The organism is Curtobacterium sp. MCLR17_051 (genome assembly GCF_003234395.1).
GTDB classification, from domain to species: Bacteria; Actinomycetota; Actinomycetes; order Actinomycetales; family Microbacteriaceae; genus Curtobacterium; species Curtobacterium flaccumfaciens.
The window spans coordinates 63423-84714 of record NZ_QKTA01000005.1 but is presented as its reverse complement, the minus strand read 5'-3'; the positions used below and the strand labels follow the sequence as shown (position 1 = coordinate 84714).

The 21292-nt window shown below is 72.0% G+C and carries 14 protein-coding genes; 8 read left to right on the top strand and 6 right to left on the bottom strand.

Features of this window, described 5'->3' with window-relative positions; genetic code table 11:
- The first annotated feature begins 69 nt into the window (after positions 1 to 69).
- Positions 70 to 942 carry a PHP domain-containing protein gene (locus DEJ06_RS06535; protein WP_111038801.1) on the top strand — a complete coding sequence of 291 codons (873 nt, stop codon included), beginning with the start codon at positions 70 to 72 and terminating at the stop codon, positions 940 to 942.
- Positions 943 to 1119: 177 nt separating this feature from the next.
- Here DEJ06_RS06535 and DEJ06_RS06530 read toward each other — a convergent pair whose 3' ends face one another.
- Entirely contained in the window at positions 1120 to 2625 is a 1506-nt protein-coding gene (locus DEJ06_RS06530) for a DEAD/DEAH box helicase (protein WP_111038800.1), read from the bottom strand.
- A 159-nt stretch (positions 2626 to 2784) separates the two neighbouring features.
- Between DEJ06_RS06530 and DEJ06_RS06525 the strand changes: the two genes are divergently transcribed.
- Positions 2785 to 3498, top strand: coding sequence for a ferritin-like domain-containing protein (locus tag DEJ06_RS06525; RefSeq protein ID WP_258372448.1), 714 nt, complete (start codon positions 2785 to 2787; stop codon positions 3496 to 3498).
- A gap of 11 nt (positions 3499 to 3509) precedes the next feature.
- Here the strand turns inward: DEJ06_RS06525 and DEJ06_RS06520 are convergent, their stop codons facing one another.
- Both DEJ06_RS06520 and DEJ06_RS06515 read right to left on the bottom strand, forming a co-directional pair.
- Entirely contained in the window at positions 3510 to 3806 is a 297-nt protein-coding gene (locus DEJ06_RS06520) for a hypothetical protein (protein ID WP_111033226.1), read from the bottom strand.
- 4 nt (positions 3807 to 3810) lie between these two features.
- Entirely contained in the window at positions 3811 to 4035 is a 225-nt protein-coding gene (locus tag DEJ06_RS06515) for a DUF3107 domain-containing protein (protein WP_031259670.1), read from the bottom strand.
- A 127-nt stretch (positions 4036 to 4162) separates the two neighbouring features.
- On the opposite strand from DEJ06_RS06515, the gene DEJ06_RS06510 reads away from it, so the two are divergent.
- Both DEJ06_RS06510 and DEJ06_RS06505 read left to right on the top strand, forming a co-directional pair.
- Positions 4163 to 7318 carry a UrvD/REP family ATP-dependent DNA helicase gene (locus DEJ06_RS06510; RefSeq protein ID WP_146245806.1) on the top strand — a complete coding sequence of 1052 codons (3156 nt, stop codon included), beginning with the start codon at positions 4163 to 4165 and terminating at the stop codon, positions 7316 to 7318.
- Entirely contained in the window at positions 7315 to 10596 is a 3282-nt protein-coding gene (locus DEJ06_RS06505; protein ID WP_258372449.1) for an ATP-dependent DNA helicase, read from the top strand. Before DEJ06_RS06510 ends, DEJ06_RS06505 begins: the two co-directional genes overlap by 4 nt.
- Before the next feature lie 206 nt (positions 10597 to 10802).
- On the opposite strand, the gene DEJ06_RS06500 is transcribed toward DEJ06_RS06505, so the two are convergent.
- The gene (locus DEJ06_RS06500; protein WP_111038798.1) at positions 10803 to 11801 is read right to left on the bottom strand and encodes a phosphotransferase; all 999 of its coding nucleotides are present in this window, start codon (positions 11799 to 11801) and stop codon (positions 10803 to 10805) included.
- Between the two features lie 116 nt (positions 11802 to 11917).
- On the opposite strand from DEJ06_RS06500, the gene nudC reads away from it, so the two are divergent.
- Together nudC and DEJ06_RS06490 are read left to right on the top strand one after the other, a co-directional pair.
- The gene (gene nudC / locus DEJ06_RS06495) at positions 11918 to 12853 is read left to right on the top strand and encodes an NAD(+) diphosphatase (RefSeq protein WP_071405456.1); all 936 of its coding nucleotides are present in this window, start codon (positions 11918 to 11920) and stop codon (positions 12851 to 12853) included.
- Positions 12850 to 14616: an ATP-dependent helicase gene (locus tag DEJ06_RS06490; RefSeq protein ID WP_181436798.1), complete on the top strand. Its 1767-nt coding sequence runs from the start codon at positions 12850 to 12852 to the stop codon at positions 14614 to 14616. Before nudC ends, DEJ06_RS06490 begins: the two co-directional genes overlap by 4 nt.
- On the opposite strand, the gene DEJ06_RS06485 is transcribed toward DEJ06_RS06490, so the two are convergent.
- The gene (locus DEJ06_RS06485) at positions 14507 to 15364 is read right to left on the bottom strand and encodes a TOMM precursor leader peptide-binding protein (protein WP_111038797.1); all 858 of its coding nucleotides are present in this window, start codon (positions 15362 to 15364) and stop codon (positions 14507 to 14509) included. The two genes, DEJ06_RS06490 and DEJ06_RS06485, sit on opposite strands and share 110 nt — an antisense overlap.
- Before the next feature lie 60 nt (positions 15365 to 15424).
- Complete coding sequence (locus DEJ06_RS06480) at positions 15425 to 16843, bottom strand: zinc-dependent metalloprotease (RefSeq protein WP_084741096.1); 1419 nt, start codon at positions 16841 to 16843, stop codon at positions 15425 to 15427.
- Between the two features lie 152 nt (positions 16844 to 16995).
- On the opposite strand from DEJ06_RS06480, the gene DEJ06_RS06475 reads away from it, so the two are divergent.
- Positions 16996 to 18105: a PDZ domain-containing protein gene (locus DEJ06_RS06475; protein WP_111029540.1), complete on the top strand. Its 1110-nt coding sequence runs from the start codon at positions 16996 to 16998 to the stop codon at positions 18103 to 18105.
- Between the two features lie 165 nt (positions 18106 to 18270).
- A complete protein-coding gene (locus tag DEJ06_RS06470; RefSeq protein ID WP_181436801.1) occupies positions 18271 to 21288 on the top strand; it encodes a UPF0182 family protein in 3018 nt (1005 codons plus the stop codon).
- Positions 21289 to 21292 lie beyond the last annotated feature (4 nt).

Genomic DNA, 21292 nt, shown 5'->3' with positions numbered 1-21292 from the left:
CGTCCATCATCGCACCGCCGGGCGACACCCGGCCTGTGCGGCCGCTCACCTGTGGATAGCATTGGCCACGTGCCAGACCCGTTCATCGACCTGCACGCGCACTCCAGTGTCTCCGACGGCACCGAGCGTCCCGCGGAGCTCGTCCGAGCGGCCGCGGCCGCCGGACTCGACGCCGTCGCGCTGACCGACCACGACACGACCGCGGGGTGGGCGGACGCCACAGCCGCGGCGCGCGAGCTGCCCCTGACCCTGCTGCCCGGCCTCGAGCTGAGCACCCGCATCGGCTGCCGCAGCGTGCACGTGCTCGGCTACCTGGTGGACCCCGAGCACCCCGGACTGGTCGAGGAGACGACCCGGATCCGCGACGGCCGGCTCTCCCGCGCGCACCGCATGGTCGACCGCATCGCCGAGGACCACCCGATCACCTGGGCGGACGTCCTGGCCCAGTCCAGCCCCGGTGCCACGATCGGCCGTCCGCACATCGCCGACGCCCTGGTCGCCCGCGGGCTCGAGTCAGACCGGTCCGCGGCGTTCCGCGGCATCCTGCACCCGGCGTCCGGCTACTACGAACCCCACGAGGCACCGTCGCCCCTGCGCGGCGTCGAACTGATCCGGCAGGCGGGCGGCGTGCCCGTCATCGCGCATCCCGCGGCGTCCTCGCGCGGGATCGTCATCGACGAGCCGATGCTCCGCGACCTGGTCGACGCCGGGCTCGGCGGGCTCGAGGTCGACCACCGCGAGAACCTGGCACACGGCAAGCGCACCCTGCTCGACTGGGCGACGCGCTACGGCCTGTTCGTCACCGGTTCGAGCGACTACCACGGCACCGGCAAGCCGAACCGGCTGGGGGAGCACCGCACCGCACGCGTCTCGTTCGACGCGATCGTGTCCGAGGCGACGGGCAGCGCTCCCGTGGTCGGACCCGGCTCGCGCCTGTCCTGACGCGTCGCGCCGTCCCACCGAAGCGACACATCTCGCTCGACGCGGCTTGACCCATCCGTGAGGGCGACAGATTCCCGCTGACAGTTCGCGGCGACCTGTCGCCCTCGCGGGGCAGTCGGCGGGCGGGGACGACGAAGGGCCCGTCGCGTCAGCGACGGGCCCTTCGGTCTGGAGGCGCTACTCGCCGTCCGACGTGCCCTGCGGTGCCGAGGCGGTCGCCGAGGCATCGCCGGTGCCGGCTCCGCGACGGCGGCGACGGCGACGACGCTTCGCGGCGCCGTCAGTGGAACCACCTTCGACGGCCGAGCCGTCCTCGGTGCCCGCCGCGGTGGTGGGGGCGACCGATTCGGTGGCCGGAGCCTGCGGGGCGGACTGCTCCGAGCCTCCTGACCGGGTGCGGCTGCGCGACCGCGAACGCGACGCGTCACGCGAACCCGAGGCCGGGCGGTCGCTGCTGCGCTTCTCGACGGGGGCGCCAGCCGAGGCGGCGTGCGACGACGAGCCGGGCAGACGGCCCTTGGTGCCCTTGGGGATGTCGAGTTCCTCGAACAGGTGGGGCGACGACGAGTAGGTCTCGACGGGCTCGGGGATGCCGAACTCGAGCGCCTTGTCGATCAGCGTCCACTTGTGCAGGTCGTCCCAGTCGACGAACGTGACCGCGATGCCGGTCTTGCCCGCACGGCCGGTGCGGCCGGCGCGGTGCAGGTACGTGTCCGGGTCGTCCGGGATCGTGTGGTTGATCACGTGCGTGACGTCGTCGACGTCGATGCCGCGGGCGGCGACGTCGGTGGCGATGAGCACGTCACGCTTGCCGGCCTTGAACGCCGCCATCGCACGCTCGCGCTGCTCCTGGTTGAGGTCGCCGTGCACCGCTGCGGCGTTGAACCCGCGGTCCTTCAGCTCCTCGACGAGCTTCGCCGCGGCACGCTTGGTGCGGGTGAAGATCACGGTCTTGCCGCGGCCCTCGGCCTGGAGGATGCGGGCGATGACCTCGTCCTTGTCCAGGGAGTGCGCACGGTAGATGAGGTGCTTGATGTTGGCCTGCATGAGGCCCTCGTCCGGGTCGGTCGCCCGGATGTGCACCGGACGGCTCATGAACCGGCGGGCGAGCGCGACGATCGGCGCGGGCATCGTCGCCGAGAACAGCATCGTGTGCCGCACCTCGGGGACGGCCTGGAAGATGCGCTCGATGTCCGACAGGAACCCGAGGTCGAGCATGCGGTCGGCCTCGTCGAGCACGACCTCCTGCACGTGGGAGAGGTCGAGCAGACGCTGCCGCTGCAGGTCGATGAGCCGCCCGGGCGTGCCGACGACGATCTGGGCACCGGCCTTGAGCTGCTCCACCTGGCCCTCGTAGGCCTTGCCGCCGTAGATCGAGACGACCGTGGTCGGACGGTTCGAGGCCGCGAGCTCGAGGTCCTCGGTGACCTGGACCGCGAGTTCACGGGTCGGGACGACGACGAGCGCCTTCACGCCGTGCGCCGGGTCGGCACCGAGTCGCTGGATCAGCGGCAGGCCGAAACCGAGCGTCTTGCCGGTACCCGTCTTGGCCTGGCCGATGATGTCCTGGCCGGTCAGGCCGAGCGGGATGGTCTGTTCCTGGATCGGGAAGGGCTCGATGATGCCCTTGCCGGCCAGTGCATCGACGATGTCCTGGTCGATGTTGAGGTCTGAGAAAGTCAAAGAATCACCTTAGTTCTGGTGGAAGTCCGGGCCAGTCTACCGACGGGCGCGTGGTCCGGGGCGCTCCGGGGTGCTCCGGGGAGTCGGGCGGTCCGGTCCGGGCGCCGAACGGGGCGACCGGCGGGTCCCACGGGGCGCGCCCTCTATGCTGGTCGGGTGGTGTCGTGGTGGAACCGGAAGCGCGCGGCGCAGCTCGCTGCAGCATGGCTCGCGTCGCGGAACCCGCGCGGAGCCGCACAGGTCAAGCGCCTCGCGCTCGACGACGTCACCCCGGAGCTCGACGTCTACCTCGGGCAGGCCGCGTACCTGCAGCTCTCCGTCTACGAGACGATGGGACGAGCCGGTGCTTCGGCACCGACGCTCTCCGGCCGTCTGGTCACCGGGGTCCTCGCGACCACGGCGCTCGAGCGGCACCGCACGATCGTGGCCGAGATCGAGCGCACCGGCGGGGACCCGGCGGCGCTGATGGCCCCGCACCGCGAGGCGATCGACCTGTTCCTCGAACGGACGAGCGGTGCCGACTGGTACGAGTCGATGCTGACCGGCTACGTGACCGCCGGCATCCTGAACGACCTGTTCGGCAACCTGCTCCGCTCGCTGCCGCTCGACGTGCGGCAGAGGCTGCGGTCGGTGTTCGACGCGCGCGAGGAAGCGGCGGTCGTCGAGGAGCTGACGGCTCACATCGAGGACGACCCGCAGATCGGTTCGCGTCTGGCGATGTGGGGACGCCGTCTGGTGGGCGACACCCTGCTCGTCGCCCGGTCGGCGCTGGCGTCGCACGCCCGCGAGGACCAGGAGCGGCTCGAGCCGGTCTGGACCGAACTCATCGCCGCGCACACCCGACGGATGGACGCGCTCGGGCTGACGGCCTGAGCGGTCGAGCGTCAGGCGCCGCGCGTCTTGAGCTGCTCGTAGTACTCGGCGTCGCGCTTGTCGCGCTGCGTGCCGAGGAGCCACTCGACGACGAGGACGACCACGCCGGACCCCACGAGGGCCACGACCCAGATCCAGGTGCCGTCGTACCGCCACCCGGCCCAGGTCAGCGCTTCCCAGAGCACTGCTGCGGCGATGCCGCCGACCGCTGGGCCGACGAGCACGCCACGGTTCGACCGCCACGGCAGGATCACGTGCGCGACCGCACCGATGATGATGCCGCCGAGGACGGCGAAGAGCAGTTCCACGTCGTCAGGCGACGAAGCCGATGCGCCGTGCCTCTTCCGCGCCGACCTCGACGTACGCCAGGGCCGAGACAGGGACGATGAAGCGACGGCCCTTGTCGTCCTGCAGCGACAGGTGCGTCGACTTGGCGGTGAGCGCCTCGGACACGGCCTTCTCGACCTCGTCCGCGGTCTGGGCGGTCTCGAAGGCGATCTCGCGGGGGCTGTTGATGATGCCGATCTTGATGTCCACGAGCACAGCGTATCCGAGCGGTCCCGTGCGGCATCGGGCGTTCGCCGCGGGCGCACTCGACGGCGTGACGATCGGTGCCCCGCGCGTCAGCAGCGGTGCTGTCGGCGGTCCTGGGTACCGTACGAGCGTGCCGCAGACCACGCTGATGCCCGCTCCCGAGGACACCGGGTTCGCGCGCGCACTGGTCGACGACCCCTCGCAGGCCGCGGTGCTCGCGTTGCCGGACGGCCGTCACGCCGCGGTGATCGGTGCGCCGGGCAGCGGCAAGACGACCACGCTCGCGCGGCTCGTCGCCGACCGGCTGACCCGACCCGACGCGATCACCCCCGACGGCCACGCGACGGTGCTCGCCCTGACCTCGGCGCGGACGGCCGCGACGGCGCTGCGCGACCGGCTCGCTCGGGCGGTCGACCGGGTCGTGCCGGGTGCACTCGCCCGCACCGTGAACTCGCTGGCGTTCCAGATCGTCACCCACGCGGCGTCGGTGCAGGGACAGGAACCCCCGACGCTGCTGACCGGTGGGGAGCAGGACCGGATCATCGCCGACCTGCTCGCGGGCCACGAACTCGACGGAGCCGGACCGGCCTGGCCCGACCCGATCACCGCCGTCGTCCGTGAGCGAGCGGGGTTCCGCACCGCCCTGCGCGACGTCATGATGCGTGCCGTGGCCGCCGGCGTCGAGCCCGACGACATGCGGGAACTCGGCGACGAGCTCGGACGGCCCGAGTGGCGGGCCGTCGGGGACTTCGTGGACGACTACCGCGCATCGGTCACCGCGTTCCGACCGACCGGACTCGACTCCGGCGAACTCGTGGCGTACGCCACCGCCGCGGTGCTGCGGCACGAGCTCCCCGCGAGCATCGCCGCCCTGCGCCTGGTCGTGGTCGACGACACACAGGAACTGGTGGAGGGCGAGATCGCCCTGCTCGGGGCGCTCGCGCGCTCCGGCGTGCAGGTGGTTGCCTTCGGCGACCCGGACATCGCCGCCTCGGCGTTCCGCGGCGCCGAACCGGACGTGCTCGGTCGACTGACCGTGCGACTCGGGGTGGACCGTGTCGACGAGCTGTTCCTCGGCGCGGTGCACCGGCACCCCGCCCCGATCCGCGCCCTGGTCACCGGCGTCACGGGTCGCATCGGCACCGCGGCGGCCGGTCGGCAGCGCAGCGCGTCGGCAGGCGACCAGGATGCGCGGTCCGACGCCGTCGTGCACCTCGAAGCCGCCAGCCGGTCCGCGCTCGTCGTGGCGATCGCCCGTCGACTGCGCGAACACCGCCTGCTCGACGGTGTGCCGTGGCACCGGATGGCCGTGGTCACCCGCAGCGGTGCTGCCATCCCCGAACTCGTCCGGGCACTCTCCGTGGCCGAGGTCCCGGCGACCGCCGGTGCCGCGCCCGTCCGTCCGCGCGACGACTCGGCGGCGCGGGCGCTGCTCGACGCGGCCGCGGTGGCGCTCGACGTCCTGCCGCTCGACGCCGCCCTGGCCACCGCGTTCGCCACCGGACCCCTGGGTGGCCTCGACACCCTGGCGATGCGTCGGCTCCGGCTCGCCCTGCGGCGTGAGGAACTCGCGGGCGACGGCAGCCGCACCGCCGACGAACTGCTCGTCGATGCCCTGGGCGCACCGGAGCGCCTGGCGACGGTGGACGCCGGGTTCGCACGACGAGCGACCCGGCTGGCCCGGAGCCTGGTGCAGGCGCGTGCCGACGCCCAGGCGGGATCGAGCATCGAAGAGATCCTCTGGGGCCTCTGGGAACGCAGCGGTCTTGCAAAGTCGTGGGGCGCCCAGTCCGCCGCCGGTGGGGTCGGCGCCGGGGAAGCCGACCGGCACCTGGATGCCGTCGTCGGCCTGTTCACCGCCGCCAAGCGCTTCGTCGAGCGCACGCCGGACGCCCCTGCACGGGTCTTCGTCGACGACCTGCTCGGCGCCGACCTACCGGAGGACTCGATCGGCCCCGACCGGACCGCCGGCCGGGTGCGGGTACTGACGCCGTCGGCGACGATCGGGCTCGAGTGCGACGTGGTCGTGGTGCTCGGTCTGCAGGACGGCGTCTGGCCCAACACCCGGGTGCGCGGCAGTCTGCTCGACCCGGACGGATTGGTCCGCGCTGCCGCCGGGGTCGAGCGTTCGCGCATCGACGACCGTGCCGCCGTGGTCGCCGACGAACTCCGGCTGTTCGCCCGGGCCGTCTCGCGCGCCACCACCCAGGTCGTCATCGGCACGGTCGCGAACGACGACGAGTCGCCGTCACCCTTCGTCCGGCTCGTCCCGGTGCCGCCGGACCGTCAACCGACCGTCCACCCGCTGTCCCTGCGTGGGCTGGCCGGGTCGCTGCGCCGCCGGGTGGTGGGCTCCGGCGACCACGAGGCTGCGTCCGCCCTGGCCCGCCTGGCCGAGGCCGAGGTCCCCGGGGCGGCTCCGGACGAGTGGTACGGGCTCGCCGAACCGACGACGGACGACCCCCTGGTCGACCTCGACGCCGAGCCCGCGCCCGAGGTCGAGGGCGGCGAGCCGGTCGCCCCGGCAGTATCCGTGTCGCCGTCGCGGATCGGCACCTTCGAGGAGTGCCCGGTGCACTGGTTCGCGCAGACCTTCGGCGGCGGTGCCCCGAGCCCGGCGATGGGCATCGGCACGATCGTGCACGAAGCGATGGAGCACGCCACCGAGATCGACGTCGAGTCGCTGTGGGAGCGGGTCGAGGCGCGGTGGGACGAGCTCACGTTCGAGTCGCCCTGGGTCGCCGACCGCGAACGTGCCCGGACCCGGCGGATGATCGAGGGGCTGAGCGACTACCTCCGCACCTTCGCCAGCGCCGGTCGCAGGCTGCTCGGCGCCGAGACCTCGTTCGCGCTCGTGACCGGGCCAGCCCGGATCCGGGGGAGCATCGACCGCATCGAGGTCGACCCCGAGGGGCGCGTGAGCGTCGTCGATCTGAAGACCGGCCGTTCGATGCCCAGCGAGAAGAACGACATGCCGGAACACCCGCAGCTCGGCGCCTACCAACTCGCGGTCGAGGACGGCGCGGTCGAGGGCGTGCCGGCGGGGTCTCCGATGACCGACGCCCGGCTGGTCTTCGTCCAGAACCCCCGCGGCGGACAGGCGTACTCCGAGCGGACCCAGCACGCGTTCGACGCCGAGGCGCGCGAGGCCTACCGCGAGCGGTTGCACGGAGTGGCGCGGGGCATGGCCGGCCGGACCTTCGTGGCGAACGTGGACGACCACTGCGAGAAGGCCCGGACCGGGGTCGAGTGCCGGATCCACGTGGTGGCGGAGGTGACCTGGTGAGCGACGCGGCGGACACGACCGACACGGCGGGCACGACCGACACGGCGGACACGACCGACACGGCTGCCGCTGCACCGCCCGTCATCCGGCACGGCGCCGACGCCATCGCCGACGCTCTCGGCCGCCCCCGTCCCACCGCCCAGCAGCGCGCCGTCATCGAGTCACCGCTCGTGCCGGCGCTGGTCGTCGCCGGTGCCGGCAGCGGGAAGACCGAGACGATGGCCTCGCGCGTCGTCTGGCTGCTGGCCAACGGACTCGTCCGCCCCGACGAGGTCCTCGGTCTGACCTTCACCCGCAAGGCCGCCGGCGAGCTCTCCGTCCGCATCAACGACCGCATCCGTGCGCTCGAGGACGTGGGGTTGATCACCCCCGGGGACGCCTTCGAAGCGCCCACCGTCTCGACGTACAACGCCTTCGCCAACGCGGTCTTCCGCGAGAACGCCCTGCTCGTCGGGCGTGACGGCGAGTCCCAGGTGCTGACCGAACCGTCGGCCTGGCAGCTCGCCCGTCGGGTGGTGGTGGCCGCCCGCGACGACCGGCTCGCCGGACTCGACCGCGACGTCGACACCCTGACCGCAGCCGTGGTCGCGCTCGCCGGTGCCACCTCGGAACACCTCGTCGAGCCGGAGGACCTGCGCCGGTTCGCGATCGAGTTCTCGGAGCTGCTCGAACTCCCCGGCAACCGCGGCAAGCCGTACAAGGCGATCACCGACGCGGTCGCCGCGATCGGCGCCCTCGAACCCCTGGCCGACCTGGTCGCCGAGTTCCGACGACAGAAGGTCGACCGCGGGTTCGTGGAGTTCTCCGACCAGATCGCCCTCGCGCTCGCCGCGGCCGAGTCGGCCCCACGCGTCGTCACGGACCTGCGGAGCCGGTACGGCGTGGTGCTCCTCGACGAGTACCAGGACACCTCGGTGGTGCAGACCCGGTTCCTCGCCCGGCTGTTCCGCGGGCACTCGGTGATGGCGGTCGGCGACCCGCACCAGTCGATCTACGGGTTCCGCGGTGCGAGTGCCGCGAACCTCGCCCGGTTCCCGCACGACTTCGGCGGCGACGAACCCGGCGTGGCCGAACCCGTCACCTTCGCGCTGTCGACCAGCTGGCGGAACCCGGTGGACGTGCTCGCGGGGGCGAACGCGATCGTGTCACCGCTGTCCGAGGCGTCCGAGGTCGACGTCGAACGGCTCTCGCCCCGGCCGGGTGCGGACGCTGGCACCGTGCGGGTGGTGTTCCCCGAGACCCTGCCGGAAGAGGCCGACGAGGTCGCGGGGTGGTTCCAGGACCACCGCAGGCAGAACCCGGCGGGCTCGATGGCGCTGCTGCTGCGGGCTCGGAAGGACCTCGCGGCGTTCACGGCGGCGCTCGGTGCCCGTGGGGTGCCGTACCACGTGCTCGGCACCGGCGGACTGCTCCAGCGTCCGGAGATCGTCGACCTGGTGGCGTGCCTGCGCGTCCTGCACGACCCGGCGGCCGGCAACGACCTGATCCGGCTGCTCGCGGGTGCACGGTGGCGGGTCGGGGCGGCGGACATCGTCGCCCTGCACCAGCTCGCCCGGTGGCTGTTCCAGCGCGACCACACCCAGCAGCGCCTCGACGACGACCTGACCGCGGCCTTCCGTGCATCGGTTGCTGCCGGGGAGCACGGGTCGATCGTCGACGCCCTCGACTTCGTCGCGACCGCACCCGACGAGCACGGCGCGCTCGAGGGCATCACCCCCGCGGGTCGCAGCCGGATGCGCGCGCTCGGCGGGCAGCTCGCGATGCTCCGCTCACGCGCGGGGAGCGACCTGGTCGACTTCGTGACGCTCGTCGTGCAGGAGATGCGACTCGACATCGAGGTCGCCGCGCACGAACAGGGCAGCGGCGCGTACCTCGACGCCTTCATCGACGAGCTCGCCGGTTTCGTGTCGACCGACGACCGCGCCGACCTCGGTTCCTTCCTCGGGTGGATCGACGCCGCAGCCCGACGGGACGACATGGGCCCGCGGTCCGAGGAGCCCGAGGCCGGCACCGTGCAGATCCTGACGATCCACGGGTCCAAGGGGCTCGAGTGGGACGCCGTCGCAGTGCCCCGGATGGTCGAGGGCGGCCTGCCGGCGCGTCCGCAGGAGGGCTCGTCGGGTTGGCTCGGGTTCGGCCGACTGCCGTACGAGTTCCGTGGAGACGCCGCCGAGCTGCCGCGACTCGCATGGCGCGGGCAGGAGACCCAGAAGGACGTCACCACGGCGATCGACGCCTTCAAGGAACAGGTGAAGGCCCGCAACGAGGACGAGGAACGCCGGCTCACCTACGTCGCCCTGACCCGTGCCAAGCACGACCTGCTGGTGTCCGGCTCGTTCTGGGCGGGCGGGGTCCGACCCACCGAGCCGAGCCGCTACCTGCGCGACCTGGTGGACGCCGGCGTCATCGACGGTGCGGCGATCCCGGAGACGACGGTGCACGACGAGAACCCGATGGGGGAGAGCGGCGCGACCCAGACCTGGCCGCACGTGCCGTTCGGGCAGCGTGCGCCGCGGGTCCTGGCTGCCGCCGAGCGGGTGCGGAACGCGAACCCCGGTGCCGCGGGGCGCTTCGCTGCGGACATCGACCTGCTGCTCGCCGAACGGCACGCCACCCGGAACGCGAAGCACGCGGTCGCCGTCCCGCACCGGGTCCCGGCGTCGGGCTTCAAGGACTACCTGACCGAACCCGACTCCGTGGCCGAGCGGCTCCGCCGGCCGATGCCGGAGCGCCCGTACCGCGCCACCCGGCTCGGCACGCTGTTCCACCAGTGGGTGGAACAGCGGGCACGGAGCGGCGGCGCGCTCGAGACGCTCGACGTGTGGGACGGCGAGCTCGACCTCGATGCCGACGACCTCGCCGATTCGTCGCCGGACGCCGTGGTCACCGACGACGACGCCCGTCGCCTCGCGGACTTCCAGGCGACGTTCGCCGGCTCACGGTGGGCGGGGCTGACGCCGATCGAGGTCGAGCGCGAGATCCACATCCCGTTCCTCGGGCACAGCGTCGTCTGCAAGCTCGACGCCGTGTACGAGATCGACGGGCGCGCCGAGGTGGTCGACTGGAAGACGGGCAAGGCGCCGTCGGGGGTGGACGACCTGGCCCGCCGCACCCTGCAGCTCGCGTTGTACCGCGTCGCCTACGCCGAGTTCACCGGGCGGCCGCTCGACCAGGTCGACGCGGTGTTCTACTTCGTCGCCGACGACTTGGAGGTCCGTCCGACCGAGCTGCTCGACCGCGCCGGACTCGAGCGTGCGTGGTCCGAGGCCATCGGCTGACGTCCTGCGGGCGCGCTGCGCCCGTCGCGCGCGCTGCGCCCGTGTCGCGCGCCGCCCGTGTCGCGCTCCGCCCTGGAGGCCCGGTGCCGGTCCGCCGGACCCGCGCCGGGCCTCCAGGCGGTCGCGTCCACGACTCCTGCCGCACGTTGATGAGCAGGAATGGTCGGGTGTGCCGCAGCGACCCGACCATTCCTGCTCACGAAGCGTCAGCCGTGGCGGCGTTCGGTGGAGGACAACAGCTGCTCCACCTCGCCGATCTCCATCGTCTCCGGCGACACGGACTGCAGCGGTTCCGCACTCGGGGCGTGCACCGCGTCGACCAGGCGGTGCATCATCGCGACGGCGTCGTCGACGACCTCGGTGCTCTTCGCCTGCACGCCGTGCAGCAGCCAGTGCGCCGTCTCGAGTTCGTGGTGCACGCGTGCACGCTGTGCGAGCTGGCGGTCGCGTCCGCCGCCGTTCGCCTCGTAGGCGCTGAGGACGGTGTCAAAGGCATCGCGGCGGCCGGCGAGCACCCAGGCGAGGTCCTTCGCCGGGTCGCCGAGCCGCAGCTCGCCCCAGTCGAGGATCCCGGTCACCGCGTCGCCGTCGACGAGCAGGGCGCCGGTGCCGAGCGAACCGTGCACGACGGTCGGCGTGAACTGCCAGAGCTGCTGGTCGCGGGCGGCACCCTCCCAGCGTTCGACGAGCGCGGCGGGGACGAGCTTGGTCGCCACGGCGCGGTCCATCACCGAGACGGCGGACCGGAGCACCTCGAACGGCGTGAGCGACGGCAGGCCGGCGTCGGAGACGAAGCTCGTCGGCAGCTGGTGGATCGCGGCGAGTGCACGGCCGACGCTGGTGGCGAGGTCGGGGCGCTCGACGAGCGACGCGAGGGTCGGGTGAGCCCCGGCCAGCCGCGTCGTGACGATGGCGCGCGTCGACCCGATCGGCGCCTGGCCGCGGTACTCGGCGACGCCGAACGGCAGGCGCGTGCGGATGCCGGCGCTCAGCGCGCGGATGGCGACGAGGTCGGCCGACTGCCGCGCCTCGGCGCGCTGGTTCCGGGGGCGGCGGATGACGATCTCGGTGCCGTCGGCGTTGCGGAGGAGCGCCGACTCGTAGTCGCCGGCCGCGGCCGAGCCGAGCGTGCGCGTGCCCGTGACGAGGAGACCTGGAACGGCCGTCGTCGCCAACGCGGCTAGAGTGAACTGGGATCCCGCCATGCCCCTCAGGGTAGGCGCGTGACGCGTGCACGGCTGCACGCCACGCTGTTCGGCGGCCCGCACGCCCACCGCACGTCTCCTGCACGTCCGCACCCGATCCGAGGAGCTCTCCCGCCGTGACCGTCGAGTTCGCCGCCCGGCTCCCGCTCTCCCGCAACGAACTCGACCGCGACGCCGAGTTCCGCACGACCGACGACGTCGAGCGGGTCCTGCGCGAGGACGAGCACACCCGGTACCTGCCGGTGCGTGGTGCCGAGATGCTCCGGAACGCCGACGGCACCCTGCGCTTCGTGACCGCGACGGAGATCCCGGTCGACACCGTGACCCTGTACCTCGGCCGTGCGGTGTCGGACGCCGCCGATGCCCCGGCGGGTACCCGCTTCGTCGCCGCCCTGATCGACAGCGCGACGGCCACCGCCATCGAACCCGACGACGACGCCTGGCAGAGCCTCCGGATGTTCGGCACCGAGCTCTCGCCGCGCGACCAGGGCCTGGCGGTCGAAGCCGTCGCGATGGCCAACTGGCACGCCGTGCACGGCTTCTCGCCGCGCACCGGGTCGCCCACCGCCGTCGTGAGCGGCGGATGGGTCCGCCGCGACCCCGAGGGGCACGACCTCTTCCCGCGCACGGACGCGGCGATCATCGTCGGGGTCGTCGACGCCGACGACCGGATCCTGCTCGGTTCCAACGCCGCGTGGGACGCCGACCGGTACTCGCTGCTGGCCGGGTTCGTCGAGCCGGGGGAGTCGCTCGAGGACGCCGTCCGCCGCGAGGTCTGGGAGGAGTCCGGCGTCCGTGTCGAGGAGCCCGAGTACCTCGGCTCGCAGCCGTGGCCGTTCCCGGCGTCGCTGATGGTGGGCTTCCGTGCCCGCGCAGCCGGCGGCGACCCGACGACCGCCCGCCCCGACGGCGTGGAGATCCTGGACGTCCGGTGGTTCTCGCGCGACGAGATCCGCGAGCGCGCCGGCGACACCCTGCTGCTGCCGGGACGCACCTCGATCGCCCGCGCCATCATCGAGGAGTGGTACGGCGGGCCGCTGGACCTGCCGTGAGCGTCACCGGTCCGCGCGGTGCAACGGGTGCCGGGGCAGTCGAGCCCCGGCCGCCGTCGCCCGACGAACTGCTCGCCGCGCTCGACGCCGAGCAGCGGACGGTCGCCCGCACCCTGCTCGGTCCGGTCGCCGTGCTCGCCGGCGCCGGGACGGGCAAGACCCGCGCGATCACGCACCGGATCGCCTACGGCGTCGCCACCGGGACCTACGCGCCGAACCACGTCCTCGCGCTGACCTTCACGACCCGTGCCGCAGGCGAACTGCGGTCGCGCCTGCGCGCGCTCGGGGCCGGGACGGTCCAGGCGCGCACCTTCCACGCCGCCGCGATGGCGCAGCTCAGCTACTTCTGGCCGGACACCGTCGGCGGGCACGCCCCCAAGATCGTCGAGTCCAAGGGGCGGATGATCGCCCACGCCGCGGACACGGTCGGCATGCACGTCGACACCCCGGTGCTCCGCGACCTGGCCGCCGAGGTCGAGTGGCGCAAGGTGCAGATGCTCTCGCTCGACGAGTACGAAGCCGCCGCCGCCGACCGGGTGATGCCGCGCGACACCACGCCGCGCCGGGTCATCGACCTGATGAAGGCGTACGAGCGACTGAAGGACGACCGGCGGCAGCTGGACTTCGAGGACGTCCTGCTGGCGACCCTCGGCATGGTCGAGTCCGAGCCCCGCGTGGCGTCGTACGTGCGGCAGCAGTACCGGTTCTTCGTCGTCGACGAGTACCAGGACGTCTCGCCCGTGCAGCACGACCTGCTGCGGGCCTGGCTGGGCGGCCGTGACGACCTGTGCGTCGTCGGCGACGCCAGTCAGACCATCTACTCGTTCGCCGGCGCCTCGAGCGACTACCTGCTCGGGTTCGGGTCGGAGTTCCCGCGCGGGTCGGTCCTGCGCCTCGAGCGGAACTACCGCTCCACCCGCGAGGTCGTGTCCGCGGCGAACACGCTGATGCGCGGCCAGCCCGGCGCGCTCGACCTGGTGGCCCAGAGCCAGGAACCGGGCCCGGAACCGGTCGTGCTGGCCTGCGTCCACGACGGTGACGAGGCACAGACCATCGCCCGGCGCATCGCCGAGCTCGTCGGGGCCGGAGCGTCCTACGGGGACTGCGCCGTGCTCTTCCGCGTCGGGGCGCAGTCCGCTGCGCTCGAGTCCGCGCTCGGCCGGAACGGCATCCCCTACCGCGTGCAGGGCGGGACCCGGTTCTTCAACCGCCCGGAGGTCAAGCTCGCCGTCCACCACATGCGCGGCGAGGCGATCCGGCAGACCGACGACGAGTTGACCCGACGGGTCCGGCTGGTGCTGCAGGTCAGCGGCTGGACGGAGACGCCGCCGGAGGGCACCGGCGCAGTCCGTGAGCAGTGGGAAGCGTTGCAGGCGATCATGGGCCTGGCCGAGGACGCCCCCGCCGGCACGACGATGCAGCAGTTCACCCAGGACCTGGTGGACCGTGCGGCGACGCACCACGAGCCCGAGGTCGATGCCGTCACGCTCGCGACGCTGCACTCGTCGAAGGGTCTGGAGTGGCCGCACGTGGTCATCGCCGGCGCTGCCGAGGGGCTCCTGCCGATCTCGCACGCGTCGACCGACACCGAGGTGGACGAGGAACGACGCCTGTTCTACGTCGGGCTGACGCGCGCCCGCCGTTCGGTCACGATCACGTGGTCGCAACAGGGCTCCACGCGTGGGGGAGCCCGGGCTCCGAGTCGGTTCCTGGCAGCGCTCGGCACGCGCACCGCGGATGGGGCCGGACCGGCGAACGGCTGACCGACAGGTCGTCGCGCTCGAAGACGAGCTGGTCGGGGTCGGCTCGTTGCGTCCGGAGCGGGAGCCGTTCCAGCAGCATCCGCGTCGTGGCGGCGGCCACCGCCGCCGACCGCCACGGTGACAGCGGTGTCGGGTGCCGCCCCCACACCTGGGCCGCGATGGCCGGCCAGGCCGGGTCGTCGTCGACGCGTGCGTACTCAGCACACTGGAGGCACGGCCCGGCTCCCGGCACGACGAACGGACCGAGACGGACGCGTCCGTCGCCGACGACGACCGCCAGGTGCGGCACACCCCGGCGGGTCCACGCGGCGCGGAGCGCCGGGTCGACGACGTGGTCGGCCACCACCACGGCCAGGCGTGGTTCGGGCTCGGGCAGCACGATCGGCCCTCCGGCGGGCGCGGTGGTGCGGCTGACCGTCACGCCCTCGCCGGACAGGAACGTCGCCACGGCGTCGGCGAGGACACCGGTGCCGTGCACCTCGATGCGTTCGAGCGGCTCGGGCAGGACCTCGACCACCGCGGGCGACGCGGCCCCGAGCACACCGGCAGCACGTTCCGGCGAGCACCCCGACGCGGCCGCCAGGCCTGCCAGCACGTCGTGGCCGGTCTCGCGTCGCAGACCGTCGAGGAACCGTTCTTCCCCCGTGGTGGGCACCGCGACGACCGCGCGTGGAGGATCGACCCCGAGCTGGACCGTGGCGGGGTCACGCCAGACGAACTCGAGCGTCGGATCGATGCGGATGCCCATGACCCCACGGTGCCGGAGTGCGCGGCACGCGTGGGGTCACCAGGAGGATCTGTGGAGAACTCAGCGGGGCTGGTCGCCCGTGTCGTTCCCGGGCTCGTCGCCCGCTCCACCCTCGGTGTCGTCGGCCACGCGGCCGGACTCGTCCTCGTGCGGACGCGCACCGGTCGAGTCGTTCAGCAGGTCCTCGAGGGCCTTGTCGAACGCGTCGTCCTCGTCGGTCTGGGACGGGTTCCGCAGCCGTGCGACGAGGGCATCGGGTGCGTCGACGTCGTCCGAGGTCGGCACCAGGTCGAAGTGCGACCAGAGGGCGTCACGCTGTTCGGCCCCGAGCTCGTCCGTCACCCGCTGCCACATAGCGGCAGCTTCACGCAGACGACGCGGACGCAGCTCGAGGCCGACGAGTGTCGCGAACGCCGACTCGGCCGGGCCGCCGGCCGCACGGCGACGGCGCACCATCTCGGCGATCGCTCCGGCCTTGGGGAGACGGACCGTGGCCGCGGCGGTGACCGTGTCCACCCAGCCCTCGACCAGGGCGAGCATCGTCTCGAGTCGGGCGAGCGCGGCGTCCTGCTCGGCGGTCCGCGGCGGGATGAGGGCACCCGAGGCGAGTGCGTCGCGCAGCTGCTCCTGGTTGGTCGGGTCGATGTCGGCCGCGAGTTCCTCGACGCGGTCGAAGGGGATGTGGATGCCCCGCGCGTAGTCCGTGATGGACGAGATGATGTGCAGCCGGAGCCACCGTGCCGACCGGAAGAGCCGGGCGTGGGCGAGTTCGCGGACCGCGAGGTAGATGCGGACCTCGTCCTCGGAGACGTCGAGGCCCTCGGCGAACTCGGCGACGTTCTGGGGCAGGAGTGCCGCGACCTGCTCGTCGAGGAGCGGCACGCCGACGTCACCGCCGGAGACGACCTCCTTCGACAGCTGCCCGACGACCTGGCCGAGCTGGATCGCGAACAGCGCCCCGCCGATGCCGCGCATCGCCTTCGAGACGTCGCCGAGCATCGCCTTGAGCTGCTCGGGAGCACGCTGGTCGATCGCCTCGGTCAGGGCATCGGCGATGCTGAAGGCCACCGGCTCGGCGATCTGCGTCCACACCGGGACGGTCGCCTTGGCCCACTGCTCACGCGTGTAGAGACTCGGGGTCGCGGTCAGCTCGGCGACGGTCGTGACCTCGTCGAGCCACAGCGCGGCGACCTGGAACGCCTGGTCGGCCGCCTGCGAGGTGGCCGGGTCGACGGGGTGGCCGCCGTCCCGAGCGATCGCGCTGGCGCGTTCCGCGGTGGCCGAGAAGTCGATGCCGTCACCGCCGGACTGCGCGGCACGCTGGAGCTGGCTCATCAGGTTCGCCACGGATGCCGGGTCGTTCGGCAGACCGGCGGCACCGGCGAGCTGCGACGGGTCGATCTGCCCCTCGCCCGAGAGCAGCTTGCGCAGCATCTCCTGGAAGTCGTCGTCCGGCCCCGGCTGTGGTTCATCAGGCATGCCGACTACGCTAATCGCTGCTCACGGGGCCGCACCTGGGATGCCCCCGTGGGAACGCCCGAAGCGCTGCGCCCAGGGCGAACAGCCCCGTCGCGAGACGCGGGCGACCACCCTGCCTCCAGGCTCGGGTGCCCACCTCGGAAGGACCCCGCGTGACCCTCTTCGCCCCCGCGCCCCGTCGTCGCTCGCGTGCCCGGACCGTCGGGTGGGCGTTCCTGATCGGCGCGGTCGTGCTGGGACTGCTGGCGAGCCTGCTGCCCAGCCCGTACCTCATCGAGGTCCCCGGGCCGGTCTACAACACGATCGGCACCCAGGAGCAGGGGACGGGCAAGGACGCGAAGGACGTCAAGCTCATCCAGGTGTCTGGCCACGAGACGTACCCGACGGCCGGCGCCCTCGACATGCTCACCGTCGGCATCCAGGGCGACGCCACGAACCGCCCGTCGTGGACCAGCGTGATCCGCGCGATCTTCACCAGGTCGCAGGCGGTGATCCCGGTCGAGGCGATCTACCCGAGCGGCACCACGACCGAGCAGGTGAACGAGCAGGACTCCGCCGACATGCAGGCGTCGCAGCAGTCAGCCGTCGCCGCCGCGCTCATCCAGCAGGGGAACGACCTGCCCACGGAACTCGAGGTCAGCGCCGTGCAGGAGGGCTCAGCGGCCGACGGCACGATCGAGAAGGGCGACGTCATCACGGCGTTCGACGGCAAGTCGCTCACGACCAACGCCGACGCAGTGAGCCTGCGCGAAGCCGTCGCGCAGCACGGCACCTCGAGCCCCGCGACCGTCACCGTCGAACGGGACGGCGCGACGAAGGACGTCCGGGTGACGCCGCGCAGCGAGCAGGGCACGGCGCTGCTCGGGGTCGGCGTCACCGAGCGCTACGAGTTCCCCTTCAAGGTGTCGATCCGCCTGCAGGACGTCGGCGGTCCGTCCGCCGGCATGATGTTCGCGCTCGGGATCATCGACGAGATCACGCCGGGCAAGCTGAACGGCGGCAAGCACGTCGCGGGCACCGGCACGATCACGGCGGCCGGCGAGGTCGGCCCCATCGGCGGGATCCGGCAGAAGCTCTACGGTGCCGCGGACGCGGGCGCCACGGTGTTCCTCGCCCCCGCGGACAACTGCGACGAGGTCGTCGGGCACGTGCCGGACGGGCTCGACGTCTACAGCGTCTCCACGCTCGACCAGGCCGTCACCGACCTGCAGACGATCGCCGACGGCGGGAGCACCGCGAAGCTCGCTCGCTGCGGGTCCTGATCCGGTCCTGAGCCCCCGTACAGGTTCACGCTCGGTCCGGTCCCATAGGATCAGTGTCACTGACGGCCCGCCGCGAGCCGGGCCCGCCGGTCCGACACGTCTGGAGCACATCAAGTGACGACAACCTCGTCCACCTCGGGGCGGCGTTCGCCGCGGGTCCCCATCGTGGTCACGATCATCGTGCTGGCCGCACTGGTGATCGCCTTCTTCATCTTCGCCAGCCTGTACACCGACTACGCGTGGTTCGCGCAGCTCGGGTTCCAGCAGGTCCTCACCACCCGGTGGATCGCCGGGACCCTGATGTTCCTGGCGGGCTTCCTCGGCATGGCGGTCCCGGTCTTCGTGAGCATCGCGCTCGCGTTCCGGTTCCGGCCGGTCTACGCGAAGCTCAACTCGCAGCTCGACCGCTACCAGCAGGTCATCGAGCCGCTGCGGCGCGCCGTGATGATCGGCATCCCCGTGGTCCTCGGCATCTTCGCCGGGCTCTCGACCGCGGGCCGCTGGAGCATGGTCCTCGAGTACTTCAACCGCACGCCGTTCGGCAAGACCGACCCGCAGTTCGGACTGGACATCGGGTTCTACGTGTTCGAGCTGCCGTTCTGGCGCTCGATCGTGGCCTACTCGTCGGCCGTCGTCCTCATCGCCGGCCTCGCCGCGCTCGCTGCGAGCTACCTCTACGGTGCGCTCCGCTTCGGTGGTCGCGAGGTCCGGATCTCCCGTGCCGCACGCATCCAGCTGGCGGTCACGGCGGCGCTCTACATCGCGCTGCAGGCCGTCAGCCTCTGGCTCGACCAGTACGCGGCGCTGACGAAGTCGAACTCGCTCATCACCGGTGCCCAGTACACCGACGTCAACGCGGTCATCCCCGGCCGCGAGATCATGGCGGGCATCGCGGCGATCGTCGCGCTGCTCTTCATCGTCACGGCGGTCATCGGCCGCTGGCGCATCTCGATCGTCGGCACGGGCCTGCTGCTCGTCGCCGCGATCGTCGTCGGCGGCATCTACCCGTGGGTCGTCCAGCGTCTGCAGGTGAAGCCCTCGGAGCGCACCTTCGAGTCCGCCTACATCGAGCGGAACATCAAGGCCACGCGAGACGCCTACGGTGTCGCCGGCGTCGAGGAACAGAACTACGACGCCACGACCGAAACGAGCTCGGGTGCGCTCGCGAAGGACGCGCAGACCACGGCCAACATCCGTCTCATCGACCCGAAGATCGTCTCCGACACGTTCAGCCAGCTGCAGCAGTACCGGCAGTACTACCAGTTCCCGAAGGAGCTCGACGTCGACCGCTACGACGTCAAGGGCGAGACCGAGGACACCGTCATCGCGGTCCGCGACATCGACCTCGCCGGGCTCAGCTCGGCCGCGAACACGCAGTACAACCGGGCGTTCGTCTACACCCATGGCTACGGCGTCACCGCGGCCTACGGCAACCAGCGCGCGAGCGACGGCAAGCCGGTGTTCCTCGAGTCCGGCATCCCGTCGAACGGTGCACTGGGCGACTTCCAGCAGCGCGTGTACTTCGGTGAGACCTCGCCGCCCTACTCGATCGTCGGTGCGCCGAAGGGCACGAAGGACGTCGAGCTCGACTACCCGTCCGGTTCGGACGACGACAACGGCGGGAACGCGACCACCACCTACGCCGGCGACGGCGGTCCGAGCCTCGGCAACTTCTTCAACCGGCTCGTGTACGCCGCGAAGTTCCAGTCGGAGCAGATCCTGCTCTCGAACGCGGTGAACAAGGACTCGCAGATCCTCTACGACCGCGACCCGATCACCCGCGTGCAGAAGGCGGCGCCGTACCTGACCGTCGACAGCGACGCCTACCCGGCGATCGTCGACCACCGCATCCAGTGGGTGGTGGACGGCTACACGACGAGCGACGCGTACCCGTACTCGCAGAGCCAGAGCCTGTCGGACAGCATCGCCGGCGCCGAGTCCTCGACGTACCGCACCGACCAGGTGAACTACATCCGGAACTCGGTGAAGGCCACCGTCGACGCCTACACGGGCAAGGTGACGCTGTACACGTGGGACACGAAGGACCCGGTCCTGAAGACGTGGCAGAAGATCTTCCCGACGTCGATGAAGCCGGTGTCGAGCATGAGCGCCGAACTCCTCGACCACGTGCGGTACCCGACGGACCTGTTCAAGGTGCAGCGCTCGATCCTCGGGACGTACCACGTGACCAACGCCAACTCGTTCTACTCGGGTGACGACGCGTGGAACACCCCGCAGGAACCGACCAGCACGGCGACGTCGGACAGTGACGCCGACACCGCGGCGACGTCGACGAACGCGCTCGGCGCGCAGACGACGACGACCGCCAACAGGGCGAACCTGCAGGACCCCTACTACCTGACGATGAAGGTGCCGGGGCAGGGGACGGCGTACTCGCTGTACACGACCTACATCCCTCAGCAGTCGGCCGGGGCGAACAACCGCAACGTGCTGACCGGCTACCTGGCGGTGAACTCCGACGCGGGTGGTGCCGGCAAGGGCGAGAAGGCGTCGGGCTACGGCAAACTCACGCTGTTGACGATGCCGAAGACCGACAACATCCCGGGCCCCGGGCAGGTGCAGAGCCTCTTCAACGGTGACTCGACCGTGTCGCAGGAGCTGAACATCCTGAAGCGGGGCAACTCGACCGTGAAGCAGGGCAACCTGCTCACGCTGCCGGTCGGCGGTGGGTTCCTCTACGTGCAGCCCGTCTACGTCCAGTCGACCTCGAGTGGTTCGTACCCGCTGCTGCAGAAGGTCCTCGTGGCCTTCGGCGACAAGATCGCGTTCGAGGACACCCTCGACGAGGCGCTGAACTCGCTGTTCGGCGGCGACTCCGGTGCCGCGGCTGGCGACTCCGGCGCGAGCGGCAGCGGTTCCGGTAGCGGTTCCGGTTCCGGTTCCGACAGCGGATCCGGCTCCGACACGGGGTCCGGCTCCGACACGGGGTCCTCGGGCTCCGGATCGACCGGCTCGACCGGATCGACCGGCTCGACCGGCTCGACCGGCTCGACCGGCTCGACCGACAACGACGCCCTGCAGGAAGCCCTGGCCGACGCCAAGGCAGCCCTGCAGGACCGCCAGGAGGCCTACGCCGACAACGACCTGGTCGCCGCGGCGGAAGCCGACCAGCGCCTCCAGGACGCGATCGAGGCCGCCACGGCAGCCGAGAACGGCAACTGACACA

Coding starts and splice junctions, on each gene's coding strand:
- DEJ06_RS06485 (WP_111038797.1), bottom strand. CDS start 15,364: ATGGGCATCCGCATCGATCCGACGCTCGAGTTCGTCTGGCGTGACCCC.
- DEJ06_RS06480 (WP_084741096.1), bottom strand. CDS start 16,843: ATGCCTGATGAACCACAGCCGGGGCCGGACGACGACTTCCAGGAGATG.
- DEJ06_RS06500 (WP_111038798.1), bottom strand. CDS start 11,801: ATGGCGGGATCCCAGTTCACTCTAGCCGCGTTGGCGACGACGGCCGTT.